Annotated in this window: 3 protein-coding genes and 1 pseudogene; 3 read left to right on the top strand and 1 reads right to left on the bottom strand. The window is 69.9% G+C overall.

Annotated features, from left to right (window positions below):
• Positions 1-1916: pseudogene (locus GPJ59_RS10535) on the top strand (hypothetical protein); the annotation flags it as partial.
• Positions 1917-1991: 75 nt separating this feature from the next.
• Here the strand turns inward: GPJ59_RS10535 and GPJ59_RS10530 are convergent.
• On the bottom strand, positions 1992-6251 hold the full coding sequence (locus GPJ59_RS10530; protein WP_219666285.1) for a ricin-type beta-trefoil lectin domain protein: 4260 nt from the start codon (positions 6249-6251) through the stop codon (positions 1992-1994).
• A gap of 661 nt (positions 6252-6912) precedes the next feature.
• Between GPJ59_RS10530 and GPJ59_RS38450 the strand changes: the two genes are divergently transcribed.
• The gene (locus GPJ59_RS38450) at positions 6913-13863 is read left to right on the top strand and encodes a polymorphic toxin-type HINT domain-containing protein (RefSeq protein WP_219666283.1); all 6951 of its coding nucleotides are present in this window, start codon (positions 6913-6915) and stop codon (positions 13861-13863) included.
• 48 nt (positions 13864-13911) lie between these two features.
• On the top strand, positions 13912-14208 hold the full coding sequence (locus GPJ59_RS10520; RefSeq protein ID WP_219666282.1) for a hypothetical protein: 297 nt from the start codon (positions 13912-13914) through the stop codon (positions 14206-14208).
• The last annotated feature ends 637 nt before the right edge of the window (positions 14209-14845 follow it).

Below are 14845 nucleotides of genomic sequence, written 5' to 3'. Positions count from 1 at the left end.
GCCCGGGCGAGGCCGAGTGCGAACTGGCCGGCGCCCTGCTGCGCCTGTGGGCGCTCCAGCGCGACCCCGACCTCCTGGCCGAGGCCGAACGCGCCGCCCGAGCCGCCGCGGCCCTGCCCGGCCGGGAACGCGCCCGGGCGCTGCTGGGCCGGGTGCTGTACGAGCGCGCGGAGGGGGGCCTGGCCCTGGCCGAGGTCTCCCGGGAGGAGGCGGAGTCCCTCCTGGCCGCCGCGGACGCGGAGTTCGCGGCGGTAGCCGCCGTACCCGGCCTGGACCGCACCCTCCGCCTGGACTGCGTGGTCCGCCGAGCCCGGACCCTGACCCTCCTGAGCAACCTCCAGAACGACCCGGCCCCGCTACGCGAGGCCCTGTCAGCCCTGGAGTCGGCGCTCCGGGCGGAGGGGGCGTCGGGGTCGGACGGGCCGTCGGGCTCGGACCGGCAGTCCGGTGCGGACGGCTCCCCGGGGGGCGAGGAGCCGGACGCGGAGGGTCGGAGCGGCGGAGGCCCTGACGATGGAGGTTGGGACGCCGAAGGCCGGGACGCCGGAGGTCGGGTTGGCAAGAGGCCGAATGCCGGGGGCCTGGACGATGGGACGCGGGACGGCAGGAGCCGGGACGTCGGCGATCCGGACCGCGGAGGCCGGGATCGCGGCGGCCCGGAAGGCGGAGGCCCGGAAGGCGGCGGCCCGGATCATGGACGCCCGGAAGGCGGCGGTCCGAATCACGGTGACCGGGAGGCCGGTGGCCCGGACCGCGGAGGGCCGGTGGCCGCCGTGCCCGAGCCGGCGGAAGCACTCGTCGCTCCGGCGGGAGCGCTCGTCGCTCCGGCGGGAGCGCTCGTCGCCCCGGAGGTAGCCCTGGAAGCAACCCTGGAGGCGGCCTTGGAAGCCGCCCTGGGCCGGGTGCTCCTCGCCCTCCTGGACCACACCCCGACCCCCGCCGACCGCCTTCCCCTGGCCCGCCGCGCCGCCACCCACCTCGCCACCGCCCTCGCGTCCCTGCTCCGCGACGCCGACCCCTCGGCCAGGTCCGCCCTGGCCCGCGCCCGGCTGGACCTGGCGGCCGCCCTGCGCCACCTGCCCGACCGGCTGGACGAGGCCCCCGGCCAGCTGTCCGCCGCCCTGGACGAGGCGGCCGGCGACCCCGAACTCCGGCTGGCGGGCCTGGTCTGCCTGGCCCGCGTACACCGGGCCCGGTACGCCCGCGACGGCGACCCGGCGGCCCTGGAGGCGGCCGCCGACGCGTACGGCAGGGCCCGACGGCTGATCCCGCGTGACGGGGACGCGTACGGCGAACTGCTCCCCGAGTGGGGCGAGGCCCTGCTGGACCGGGCCCGCGCCGAGGACGGCCGGCGCTTCGCGTCGACGGCGGTACGGGTGCTGCGCGAGAGCCGCGCCGCGGTTCCCCAGTCCGACCCCCGCTCAGCCGCCCGCCTCCTCAGCCTGGCCACGGGCCTGCGCCTGCGCCACACGTACGAGAACGACCTGGTGGACCTGCGCGAGGCCGAGTACCTCCTCGAACTCGCCGTCCGGCACAGCCGCCACCCCTTGGACCAGGCCCGCGCCTGGCGCGACCACGGCGACCTCCAGCAGGAGATCCACGCCCACACCCGCACCCTGGAGCGCCTCGACCGCGCGGCGGACTCCTACCGCCGCGCCTGGCGCGCAGCCCTCCAGGCCTCCCGCAGCCCCGAAGCCCCACCGACCCCTTCCGCCACGGCCGACACCCTCGCATCGACCGCCCTCGAACTGGCCGCCCACGCCCAGCACCTGCGCGGCGAGGTCCTCGAACGCCTCTCCCGCCCCCGCGCCGCCCTGGACGCCTACCGAGCCGCCCTCACCCTCTGGTCCCACACCCCGACCCCCCCACCCCCGACCCTGCGCACCCGCATCCAGGCCCTGGAGTCCACCTTGTGACCTCCCGACACACACGCGCACGGAAGCGGCCGCCTCCCCGCACAAGGGGGGAAGGCGGCCGCTCGAGGCAGCGCTCTACCCGGCCGGCCTGGGGTCGGCCACCGGCAGCGGCGCCGTGGCCAGCGCCGGCACGCTCCACCGCTGAGGACCGGTGCCGTTGCACGGCCACAGCCAGAGCGGCGTACCCGCGTCGGTCTTCGCGTTGGCGAGGTCCACGCAGCGCCCGGAGGCGGGGTGGTGGATGCTGCCGTCGGCGCGGGGGTGGAACTGCTGGGTGGGCGTGCCCTTGCACGTCATCAGCAGGACCGGGGTGCCGTCGCCGGTCCCGGCGTTCTGGGTGTCGAGGCACTTGCCCTGGACGCGTACGGTGCCGTCACCGCGCACCTCGAACCGCTGGGCGGCGCCGCCGTCGGTCTCGTTGCAGCCCCAGACCTGGATCTTGTTGCCGTCGTCGGCGCGGGCCTCGTTGAGATCGGCGCAGGTGGCGGCCGCCGCGGCCGAGGCGATCTTGCCAGCCGCGCCCGGGGCGGCGGGTGCGGCCGCGTACGGGTAGACGGCGAGGTTGCTGAGGCCACCGGTGAAGCCGCCGAAGAAGTCCGGCTGCCCGCTGACCTTGTAACGCCCGGCCACGAGGGGCCCGACGGGGGCGGGGCTGGTGGTCCTGTCGTGGTGGCCGCTGGCGGCGAGGACGCCGTTCACGTAGAGGCCCGTCCGGCCGGTGCCGGCGTCGTAGACGGCGGTGAGCCGGGTCCAGGCGCCCGGGACGAAGCGGGCGGCCGCGTTGCCCTGGTCGGCCCAGTCGTACGCCCAGCCGTCCTGGTCGCCCCGGGCCAGGGCGAACTGCCACCGGCCGGTGGCGGGGTCGGCGTAGAGGGTGAAGGCGCTGCTGCGGTTGCCGTCCTGACCGAGGACGATGCCGCCGCCCGAGCCCGCCTTCGCCCAGGTGCTGATGGTGAAGCTGTTGCGGGTGTCGATCACCTTGTCGGCCCCCGTCCCGGCGGTGAGGGTCGAGCCGGTGCCACTGAAGGCGGCGTACGGGGTGCTGCGGCCGTCGACGGTCTCGGTGGGCCAGGTGATCCCGGAGGCGGTGGCCGGGTTGCTGCCGACCTTGCTCGGGGTGGTGCTGCCGGTCTGGCCGGTCAGCAGCCACTGGAACCGGGGCGTGTTGAGGTTGCCGAGCGGGACGACGGCCGGGTCGATGCCGGTGACGGAGGGGTGCGGGGCGGCCGTGCCGATCCCGCTGAAGGAGACGAGCTGCTGGTCGGCGCCGACGGCCCACAGGTCGGGTACGCCGTCACCGGTGAGGTCACCGTCGGAGCCGACACGGGGGTAGGCCTGGGGGTCGACCTTGCCGGCGATCGCTCCCGCGGCGGGGTCGGTGAATCCGGTGAGGTCGGGGGCCTGCGGGGTGCCCTGGACGGAGAAGGCGTGGAGCGTTCCGTCGGCCTTGGAACGGGCCCAGAGGGTGGGGAAGTCGGTGCCTTGGGCGCGGCCGGGGGTGATGAGGTCGTATGCGTCCCAGCGGTTGTCGTTGGCGGAGAGGAGGATGGCTTGGGGGCGCAACTGGTTGGTGTTGCCTGCGAGGGCCAGCCAGAGTCGGCCGTTCTCGACGAAGAGGATCGAGGTGCGGGGCAGGGCGCCATCCTTCGCGCTGTCTCCGTTGAGGGAGCCGAGGGCGGCGATCTGGGTGACCTTGGACCAGTCGGTTCCGTACCCGTGTTCCGCACAGTCGAGCGGGTCCAGGGTGGGGGTCATGCACCCGGAGGGCTTCTGCACCGAGATCGGCGCTTGGCTGTCGAAGGGGCCGCCGTTGCCGTCGTTGGTGTAGACGTGCAGGTCGCCGGCGCCCGGCTGGTGGGCGAGGAGGTCGTCCACGTTCTTGTAGCCGAGGCTGCCGCGGTGGCTGATCTGCAGCCCGCTCCAGCCGGTCTCCGGGCGGCTCATGAACTCGGCCTTGACTGCCGAGGACGGGTCTCCCCCTCCATGAAATTGGAGGAGGTTGCCGGCACCGTCCGGTAGGAGGACGTCTGCTTTCCGGTCACCGTTGATGTCCCCGAAGATCGGGGCCGGGGCATTGGGGTCCGACGGCGCGTAGTAGCTGTAGGCGACCGGCTGGGAGAAGTTGCCCGCGACGTCCTGGGTCTGGAAGTACACGAAGTTGGTGCCCCAGCGGGGCGGGGTGACCTTGATGTCTGCCGCGCCGTTCGTCAGTTTGACGATGCCGGGGTCGGTGTCGGTGCACTTCCAGTTGGTGGCCGCCGCCTTGACCGCGTCGGTGGTCCAGCGGGCGCAGGCCAGGCCGGAGGAGCGGCCGCCGCCAGGCGGTGCCGGATCGGTGCCGTGGAGAGTGAACGTTCCTTCCTGGCCGGCCTTCTTGGGGTGGGCGTCGACGGATCCGGACGCCGGGAAGTCGGTGGAGGTGACGGCGGCGGTCGGCGGGGTCCGGTCGACGCGGAAGTAGCAGAGAGAGGTGTTCTCACTGGTCAGCGTGTCATCTGTGGTGTTGGCCAGCCAGCCGTACTGGTGGCCGTCCACGCCCTTGCCGACATTGACGGTCACATCGCCGTAGCTGCCCTGCCAGCCTGTCGGCCAGAACGTGGAGGCCTGGCCCGCATCGTCGTCCCAGACCTTGAACGTGGTCTGGAGCTGTCGATTGGTGGGTGACCAGGTGGCCGTCGTCAGCGTGATGTCGGTGTTGGCCCCCACCCAGCCCGGGTTGTCCCACGGGTTGGCCGTGCCGGGCATCGAGCAGTCGTGGTACGCGCCGGTGTCGGCGAAGCCGGGTGCGGGGCGGGTGCGCGGCCACCAGACCGTAGGCGTGATGTCGTACTTGACGACGATGTGCGGGGTGTTGCTGAAGCGCTGACGGTAGTACTTGTTGTACTCGTCGTCCGGAGCGAGACCGAAGGTGAAGTTCTGCCAGCGCTCCTTGGCGGCGGCCGTCATCTGGGTCTTGACGTCGTAGGAGATCTCGCCGGACCCGGAGATGTAGATGCCGCCGATCTTGGCGCAGCCGCCCATCCGGGAGTTCTTGTCGCAGGGCTGCCGGTTCCAGCTGGTCGGGTTGCTGATCGGCGGGGTCCAGTACAGGCCCATCGGGGTGGCGGTCGAGGGGCTGGAGGAGGAGACGACCGTGGCGTGCAGCCGCGCCTCCAGGACCTCGGCGCCGTGGATCGTGGAGTTGATCCCGACCTGGAAGTAGGCGCGGGTGCGGCCGATCCCGGTGCAGGGCGGGTTGCCGACGTCGTAGCCGCAGTAGCCTGCGGCCGGCCTGTCCTGGCCGTCGGTGGTGCCGTTGTACTCATTGGCGTCCGCGTACGCCTCCTGCACCTGCGACCAGGCCTGGGTGGTGCTGTCGGCCACCGGGTTCACGCCCGGGTCGATGTACCAGGGGCCGGTGCCCTGACTCAGCAGCGCCGCGTCCGGGACGAGCTGGATGCCCTTCGCGTCGGCCGTGGCCGCGATCTTCCGCACGGCGGCACCGGCGCCCGGGCCGTCCGTGCTGGAGGCCTGGGCCGGCTCCCCTTCGGCGGCCATGGCCCGCGCCCCCGAGGCCTTCGGTGTAGACGTGGCCGAATCCCACATCATCGGGGTCGGTGCGGAGAAGCGCGTCCGGCCTTGTGCGTCGGCGGCCTTGAGGTTTCCGGCGCTGTCGGCCGATACGGTCAGACCCTCGGTCTCGACACCGAACTGGAGCTTCTTGACGGCCGGGTTCGCGGCGGCCTCGGGGGTGCGGACGACGAGGATCTGGCGCCACCCGCCGAGGGTGGTGGCACGCAGTTCGAGGTCCACGTTCGGCAGGACCTCCCGGTAGAGCGCACTGTCGCCGTTGAGCGTGGGCCTGGGCAGCGGGAACGGGGCCTTGAGGGCGAACTTCTTGCCGTCAGCGGTGGTCACGGCGGCCATGGGGCCGGTGCCACCGCCCGAGAAGGCGAGCCGGGACGGCACGGCGACGGGCGCGACCGAACCGTCCGCCTGGAGGCGGAGCGTGGCGTCGATTCCCCGCCACTTGCCGGCCGCGTCCTTGACCCGTTCGGGCACCGGTGCGGTGTCGCTGGTGAGGGTGCCGTCGGGGTTGGCGAAGGTCTGGGAGCTCGCGGTGGTCAGGTGATCGACGGGCACGCGCTGTCCGGTGCTCCTGGCCTGCGCCTGGGCTGCCGTCAGTGCCTTTTCGGCCTCGGTGAGGGCGGGCTTCGGGGCCGGGGCCGGGGCGGTGGTGGTGCCGGTACCGGCGACGGGTGACGCGTACGCGAGCGGCGGCGAGACGATCAGGCCTGCGCCCAGCGACAGTGCGGCGACGCCGGCGGCGAGAGCGGGCCCGGGTGGCCAGGGCATGCGTAAGGGACGCTTCGAGATCAAGGCGTAGGTCCTTGCTGTCGGCGGTGATGGAAGGAACCAGAGGCGCACGATCTCTTCGCTGGTGCAAGTTTGTCAACGGCCTGACCCCGGCAACGCGCACCTGCATGCGTGTGGCGTGAATCACAGAGGGCGCGCCGTGGGAAACCGGTCCGGATTCAAGGCCTCCCTTCGTAGGGTGCCTCCGGTCCGGGCCCTCGCCCGGTGCGGCCAGTGTGTGTCCTGTGGGGGGATCGAGTTGTCGAGTAGGGGTGGGTTCTTAGGGTTCTGGCGTACCGGTCGCTCGCGCATGGCGGTCGCTGCAGCGTTCGCCGTTCTTGCGTCGGGCCTTGGTCTGCCTGCTGTTGAGGCTGCGGGAGCAGCGCCGAAGGTATGGGTGCCGCCGAATACGCCATTGCCTGCCGCTAGGCCCGTAAAGGGCTCGAATGCGAAGCTGCCGGCGCAACAAACCCTGAGCGGGCGAAATTGGACAACGCCTACGGGGGTGGAGGCTCCGGTTGGCGCGGAGGCGGTGACCCTCCGGTCCGCGATGACGGGGCAAACGCCTCCTGAGGGCGGGGCGAAACGCGCCGGAGAATTGCCAATTTGGGTCGCATCCGGGAACTCTGCAAACGATCCTGCGCCCCTGTCGAGACGCGTTGTGGGCTCCGGCGGCAGCGACAGCACGCTGCACGTCGAGGTCAAGGACGCCGAGCGGACCCGCGCCGCCGGCGTCAACGGTGCACTCGTCGCTCTGACTGACACCGCCGGCACCACGCCCGCAGGCAAAGTCCAGGTCGGCATCGACATCACCGCCTGGGCCAAGTCTGCCGGTGCCAACTGGGCCGACCGGGCCCGGCTGGTCCGCCTGCCGGCCTGCGCGCTGACCACCCCGGGTGCGCAGGGCTGTACCCAGCGGACTCCCGTCCCGTCCCACCGCGACGGCTCCGGACGCCTGGTCGCCGAGGTCGACGTACCGAAGAGCCCGGCGGCCGGCCTGCCGAAGCCTTTGGCCGACGGGAAGTCTGGTGGGAAGCCGGGCGAGAAGTCGGCGTCCGCCACGGTCCCGCAGATGCTCGCCACCGAGTCGCTGGCCCTCGCCGTCGAGCCCGGCCCGTCCGGTGCCAGCGGCGACTTCACCGCGACCCCGCTGCTGCCCTCCGCGTCCTGGCAGGCCGGCTCGAACGCCGCGAACTTCACTTACGGCTACACCGTCGAGCTGCCCTCCACCATCGCCGGCCCGGTCCCGAGCCTTGGCCTGGGCTACGACTCCTCCTCGATCGACGGCCGGACCGCCTCCACCAATGCCCAGGCCGGTGTCTTCGGCGAGGGCTGGGACTGGCACCCCGGCTCGATCTCCCGTACGTACAAGTCCTGCAAGGACGCCGGGATCAAGGACTCGGGTGACGAGTGCTGGGCGGGGGACATCCTGTCCCTGAACCTGGCCGGTCACGCGGGTCAGATCGTCCGTGACGACAACAGCTGCGTCTACCGCCTCCAGGGTGAGGACGGCACGAAGATCGAGCGGCTGACCGGGCAGCGCAACTCCGCCTGGAAGGGCGAGGGCTTCAAGGTCACCACGACCGACGGCACCCAGTACTACTTCGGTGCCAACCGCCTGCCCGGCGGCGACGGCACCGACCCCGAGGCCAAGTCCGTCTCCACCGTGCCCGTCTACTTCAACAGCGGCCAGGACAAGTGCCTCGGCGCCGACACCCCCGCGAACGGCTCGTGGGTGCAGATGGGCTGGCAGTGGAACCTCGACTTCGTCGTGGACCCGCACCAGAACCTGCTTCAGTACCGCTACGAGCAGGAGGGCAACCACTACGCCCGCGGCGGTGGCCAGAACGACGGCAACGGCACCCCGACCGCCTACCAGCGCGGTTCCTACCCGACCTGGATCGGCTACGGCCAGCGCCTGCCCGACCAGATCGCCGCCAAGGGCGCGGCCAAGCCCGCCGCCCAGGTGTGGCTGCGTACGGCCGAGCGCTGCTTCGCGTCGGGCACCGTCACCTGCGACCCGTCCCAGCGCACGAAGGCGAACGCGAAGTCCTGGCCCGACACCCCGGTCGACCAGGAGTGCGCGGCCACCGGCCAGTGCCTGAACCTCTCCCCGACGTACTTCACCACCAAGCGCGTCACCAAGATCGACACCGAAATCCTGGACGGCACGAACTACCGCACGGTCGACTCCTACACCCTGAACCAGTCCTTCCAGGACCCGGGCGATGGCACCTCCCCGACCCTGTGGCTGGACTCCGTCCAGCGCACCGGCTCCAACGGCAAGACCCCGATCACCCTCCCCGCCGTCTTCTTCCAGCCGCTGCAGATCCCCAACCGCGTCGACGGCGTCGTCAAGCGCCCCGACGGCACCGAGGCCTCCGCGCCGCCGTACCACCGCCCGCGCATCCAGGCGATCACGACCGAGACCGGCGGCCGGATCAACGTCGTCTACAAGGCCCCCGAGTGCTCGCGCCTGCAGAACCGCATGCCGGCGTCCGAGGACGCCAACACGATGGCCTGCATGCCGGTGAAGTGGTACCTGCCCGGCCAGTCCTACCCGGACCCGGTCAACGACTGGTTCCACAAGGTCGTCGTCCAGTCCATCACCCAGCAGGACCTGGTGGCCGGCCAGGTCTCCACCGTCACCGACTACGAGTACGGCGGCGGCATCGCCTGGCACCGCAACGACTCCGAGTTCACCGACCCCAAGACCCGCACCTGGGACCAGTTCCGCGGCTTCGCCACCGTCACCACCCGCACCGGCACCGGCAGCGACGGCCCCCGCACCAAGTCCGTCGCCACCTTCCTGCGCGGCATGGACGGCGACACCCTCGCCAACGGCAGCAAGCGCAGCGTGGAGGTGGCAGACACCCAGGGCGGCACGATCAAGGACGAGGAGCCCCTCTCCGGCTTCGTCCGCCAGACCCAGACCTACGACGGCGACGGCGGGCAGGTCGTGGCCGACGAGGTCTCCACACCCTGGCTCGGCGCGATCACCGCGACCCGCGCCCAGTCCGGCGGCATGCCGCCCATCACGGCCCGCGCCATGAACACGGCCAAGGTGACCAGCCGCGCCAGGCTGGCGAACGGCACCTGGCGCACCAGCGAGCGCACCTCCACCTACGACAACACCCTCGCCACCCGCCCCCTCCAGGTCGACGACTGGGCCGACACCTCACGCCCCGACCAACGCCTGTGCACCACCTTCGAGTACGCCACCGCCCCCGGCGGCGCGCCCACCCCTCACGTCTCCCGCACCCTGATCCTGTCGGGCACTTGCGGCCAGACTCCGACGAAGACGAACACGGTCGGCGACACCCGCACCTACTTCGACAACCTCCCCCTCGGCCAGACCGGCACCACCGCCGACCAGACCGGCACCGAAGTCCTGGAACGCTACGACGGCTTCGGCACCGCCCACTACCGCCTCAACGCCACCTCGACGTACGACGCGTACGGCCGCGTCACCAGCACCACCAACCACACCCGCAAGGACGCCGCCCACCCCGGCGGCGCGGTCACCAAGACCGAGTACACCCCTGCGACCGGCGCCCTTCCCACCCAGGTCACCCACACCAACCCGCTGGGCTGGAAGACCGTCAACACCGTCGACACCGGCCGCTCCCTGCCCCTGAAGACGACCGACGAGAACAACCACGTCGCGGAGCGCGAGTACGACGCCTTCGGCCGCATCGTCAACGTCTGGCAGCCCGGCCAGGAGCGCACCAAGGGCTTCAAGCCGGTCCGCACGTTCTCGTACGGGATGAACGGCACGAGCGCCCCGTCGACGGTCTTGAGCCAGGCGCTCATGAGCGACGGCAAGACGTACACCTCGAACTACACCATCTACGACGGCATTGGCCGGGTCCGCCAGACGCAGGCAGGTACTGCGTCAGGTGCCAAGGGCCGGCTCATCACCGATGCGCTGTTCGATTCCCACGGCCGCCAGGTGAAGACGAGCGCCGCCTACTACAACGACGAGGCCGTCCCGGGCGGAGCCCTGTTCCTGCCCAACGGAGGGGTTCAGCCGGACAGCAAGATTCCCTCCCAGACGTACCAGGTCTTCGACGGCCTGGGCCGCCCGACCGCCTCGGTCTTCCAGTCGTACGGCGTGGAGCAGTGGCGCTCGCGGACCGAGTACCCGGGCGCGGACGAGGTCCGCTCCATCCCGCCGAGCGGCGGCTTCGCCTCAGCCTCCCTCACCGACGGCATGGGCCAGCGGGTGGCACTGCGCCAGTACAAGACCAACACGCCCACGGGCCCGTACGACGAGACGACGTACGGCTACAACGCCCAGGGCAAGGAGCTGTGGCGCAAGGACTCCGCCGGCAACGAGTGGACCTTCACCTACGACCTCCTCGGACGCACGGTCAAGACGACCGACCCGGACGCCGGCACCGGCACCACCGTCTACGACGACACCAAGAACCAGGTCACGGCCACTGACGCTCGCGGCAAGAGTGCCACGACGGTGACCGACATCCTGGGCCGCACGGTCGCGACGTACGAAGGCACGGCCGTCGACCCGGCCAAGCAGGTCGCCGGCTTCACGTACGACACGAAGGCACTCGGCAAGCCCAGCAGCAGCACCCGCTACACCGGCGGGGCCTCCGGTCAGGCCTATGTCACCGAAACCACCGGTTACGACGGCGGCTACCGCCCGCTCGGCAGTAAGGTGACCATCCCGGCCGCTGAGAAGGAACTGGCCGGCACGTACGAGACGAAGAACACCTACTCGCCCTACGGACAGCTGCAGTCGACGCAGTTGCCGCCGATCCCCAAGGCCGGCCTCGCGGCAGAGACGCTGGCTTTCGGCACCGACATCCTGGGCAACCCGACGTCACTCAACGGCACGATCGGCTTCACGGAAGTCCCCTACGTCGTGGACCTGCGCTACGACCCGTACGGCCGCACCATTCGCACCACGGTCGGCGGCACGAATCGCCAGGTGGTCTCCACGGTCGACTACGACGCCGGCACAGGCAGGCCGATCCGTTCGATCCTGGACAAGCAGACGTCCGCGACCGCGAGCGTCGACGTCGTCGACTACACCTACAACCAGGTCGGCCAGCTAACCTCGATCGGCAACACCCAGGACGGCGCGGCCCGCGACCTGCAGTGCTTCACTCACGACTACCTCGGCCGCCTCACCCAGGCCTGGACCGACACCGGCACCCAGACCACGGCCCCGCAGCCCTCGGTCCGCGGCATCGGCGGCTGCGCCAACGCCGGCGGCCCGGCGGTGGACGGCACGGGCAAGCCGAGCGTGGGCGGCCCGGCCCCGTACTGGCAGCAGTACGAGTACGACAAGCTGGGCAACCGCACGAAGCTGGTCCGCAAGGACACCACGGGCAACGCGTCGAAGGACGTCACGGTCACCCAGACCTTCGGCACCGGCCCCAACACCCCCTCCACCGACCCCAGGACGGGCGGCGGCACGGGCGGCCCGCACGCGCTGATGACCTCCACGGAGACAAGCGCCGCCACGGGCACGAAGGTCACGTCGTACACGTACGACGCGAGCGGCAACACCGCCTCCGTCACCAGCACCCCGGGCACCAAGACCCTGACCTGGAACAGCCAGGGCAAACTCGACAAGATCACCGGCACGGGTGAGAGCGCGGGCACGAGCTACCTCTACGACACGGGCGGCAACCAGCTGATCCGCCGCGACCCGGGCAGCACCACGCTCAACCTGGGCAGCGACCAGATCACCCTGGACACCGCCACGGGCAAGGTCTCCAACGTCCGCACGTACGCGGCCCCCGGCGGCCTCTCCGTCACCCGCACCACCACGGGCGGCACCTCGACCCTGGCCTACCAGGGTTCGGACCACCACGGCACGGGCGGCGTCCAGTTCAACGCAACGGACCTCTCCCACGTCCGCCGCCACTCGGACCCCTTCGGCAACGAACGAGGCGCGGCGCCGGCTCCGGGCGCCTGGGCGGGCGACAAGGGCTTCGTGGGCGGCACGAAGGAGAAGTCCACGGGCTTCACCCTCCTGGGCGCCCGCGAGTACGACCCGACGACGGCCCGCTTCATCAGCCCGGACCCGATCATCGACCCGGGCGACCCGCAGCAGTGGAACGCGTACGCGTACTCCAGCAACAGCCCTATCAACAGGGCCGACCCCAGCGGCATGAAGGACTACTGCGACAACTTCTCCAGCTGCAGCTACGACAGCCACTCGAACAAGATCAGCAATCCGGGCCACAGCAGCGACGGATGGGAAAAGGAAGGCAACGGCGCCGGCCCAACCCCCGAGGATGACTACAACAACGCCAATAACCAGGTCACCAAGGCCAAGCAGCGGACCGAACAACTAAAGCACGAAGTCGTCGAACTCATCGGTGACCTGATCGGCTACAACGACGCCCGCGACTGCTTCACCAAGGGTGACGTCATGGCCTGCATCAACACAGCGCTGAACGCAGTCCCCTGGGGCAAGATCGTCAAGGCGATCAAGATCGGCATCAAGGCCTACAAGATCTACAAGGAGCTCAACAAGGCCTACGACGCCGTCCACGCCGCCGAACGCAACGCCTCCCGCGCGGCCGAGGCCCTCAGTCGCAGCAAGAAGGCCATCGCCGAAGCCCGAGAGGCCGAAGCGAAGGCAGCCAAGGCGGCCAAGGAGAAAGCCGGCTCCAAGTCGGAGGGCGACAGCCCAGGAACAGACTCCAAATCCAGCAGAAGCGAGGCCGACACCGAAACCCAGTCCGCCAGTGCCGAGTCCCGCGGTGGCAGCGGTTCCGAGGGCGGCGCTCCCGCCTGCAAGCTGAACAGCTTCCCGACCGGCACTCATGTCCTCATGGCCGATGGCACCACGAAGGCCATGGAGGACGTCCAGGTCGGCGACAAGGTCATGGCGACCGACCCCCAGACGGGCGTGACCGCTCCGAAGGAGGTCACGGCGACCATCACCACGCCGGACGACAAGGAGTTCACCGACCTCACCCTGACCGACGACGCCAACCCCCGCGGCCCGCCGCCGGTCATCACCTCCACCTACCACCACCCCTCGTGGAGCGAGACCCGCCAGCAGTGGGTCGACACCGGTGAGATCAAGGTCGGCGAACAACTCCGCCAGCCCAACGGCGCCACCCTCACGGTCCAGGCCGTCCGCAACTACCCCTACGCCGTCACCACCACCAACCTCACGGTCGACGACTTCCACACGTACTACGTGGCCCTGGAGAACGCAGCCGTTCTCGTCCACAATACGGCTTGCAGCATCGCGGCGAAGGCGGACGTGTCCTCGGGCTCTGATCAAGCGTTTTTCTGGTCAGGAGTTGATCAAGACCATGCTGCGGCTATTGCTCGCGAAGCAGGGGGTGAGACGCTGGAGACTCTGACAACTTCTCGCGGCGTTCCCATGCCCGATTTCGACCCCTTGGATGCCGATATTTCGGAAGGGTGGGCGATGCTCTCTGGTCGATATGCCGCAGCAGCTTCGGGGCGTGTTCGCGTCATCCTCCCTGCTGGTGAGCTGGAATCCCGTACCGTGTGGAACACGATTGAGTTTCCAACGCTAATGGCAAATCCGAATGTCACGAGTGTCGTGAGGGTGGATGCGCAGACCGGCGCAACGCAGGTGATCTATCGCAGGTGACGCGAGTGTCGCCATAGTGCGACGCGTCTCTAAAATAAGGACTGAGAGATGGAAGACCGGCTTTCATCGGCCATTGTTCTGTATTTTTCGGATCGCCGAGGGGTGGTTAAGGAGCAGGGCAGGAAGCTGCTTTCTGCCACGTTCGAGGCTTCCCAGTGTGCTGAGCTCGTGAGTGAAATCGAGAAGTTGGTCGAGCGTTCTTTCGTCATCGGCAAGAAATTTCGCCACCTGGAACTGATTGCCGCCGCAGACTCCGTCAGAGGGGAGCTGAGTCAGGTGTATCCGGAACTGTCGAAGGAGGCTGTCGATTCTCTGACATGGTACTGGACTTTTTGTAATCGCTGAGGAGACGATGACGCACGAAGAAGTCAACGTTCTCATGGAGTCGACGCGGACAATGAACGAGGAAATATTGCGAGTTGAGGATCCACCGAGGCCGCCCAATCGCGGAGTTGGCGTCGGCCCATGAGACCGAGCGAGACGGGATGGCAAGCCCGGGACCTGCTCGATATCGGCGGGCTGAGGATTCCGCGTAGGGCTGCGCGAAGGGCAGAGCTCGCTCTGTGATGCGACCGCAGGCTTGCAACTCCAGGCGTTCCCCACCAGCGCGAAGCCCCCCAGGCCATGCGTTCGACAGGGGGAGACAGTCATGCCAACTCCGGAGGCCGGGCGCCCCATTGCGTGGCCACCAAGAAGGTAAGGGGGGGGGGTGAAACCCTGGAAGGGTTAATGCAAGCGCGGGGCGTGTCAATGCCAAGCATCAACCGCAACAGTGCGGACTCGTTCGAGGCGTGGTCCCTGCTCTCTGCACGCTACGCAGCCGGCGCTTCAGGGGAGGTGCACGTCATATTGCCTGGGGGGCGAACGAGACCGGGTACCGTTTGGAGCACCATTGAGTTTCCGACCCTCATGGAGAATCCGAATGTAACGAGAATCCTCAGCCTCGACCCTCGAACTGGCATCAAGTCGGTACTTTTCAGTA

Source organism: Streptomyces bambusae, from assembly GCF_019400985.1.
GTDB lineage: Bacteria > Actinomycetota > Actinomycetes > Streptomycetales > Streptomycetaceae > Streptomyces > Streptomyces bambusae_A.
Note: the sequence above shows the minus strand (reverse complement) of the source record. Positions and strands in the feature narration are given on the sequence as shown.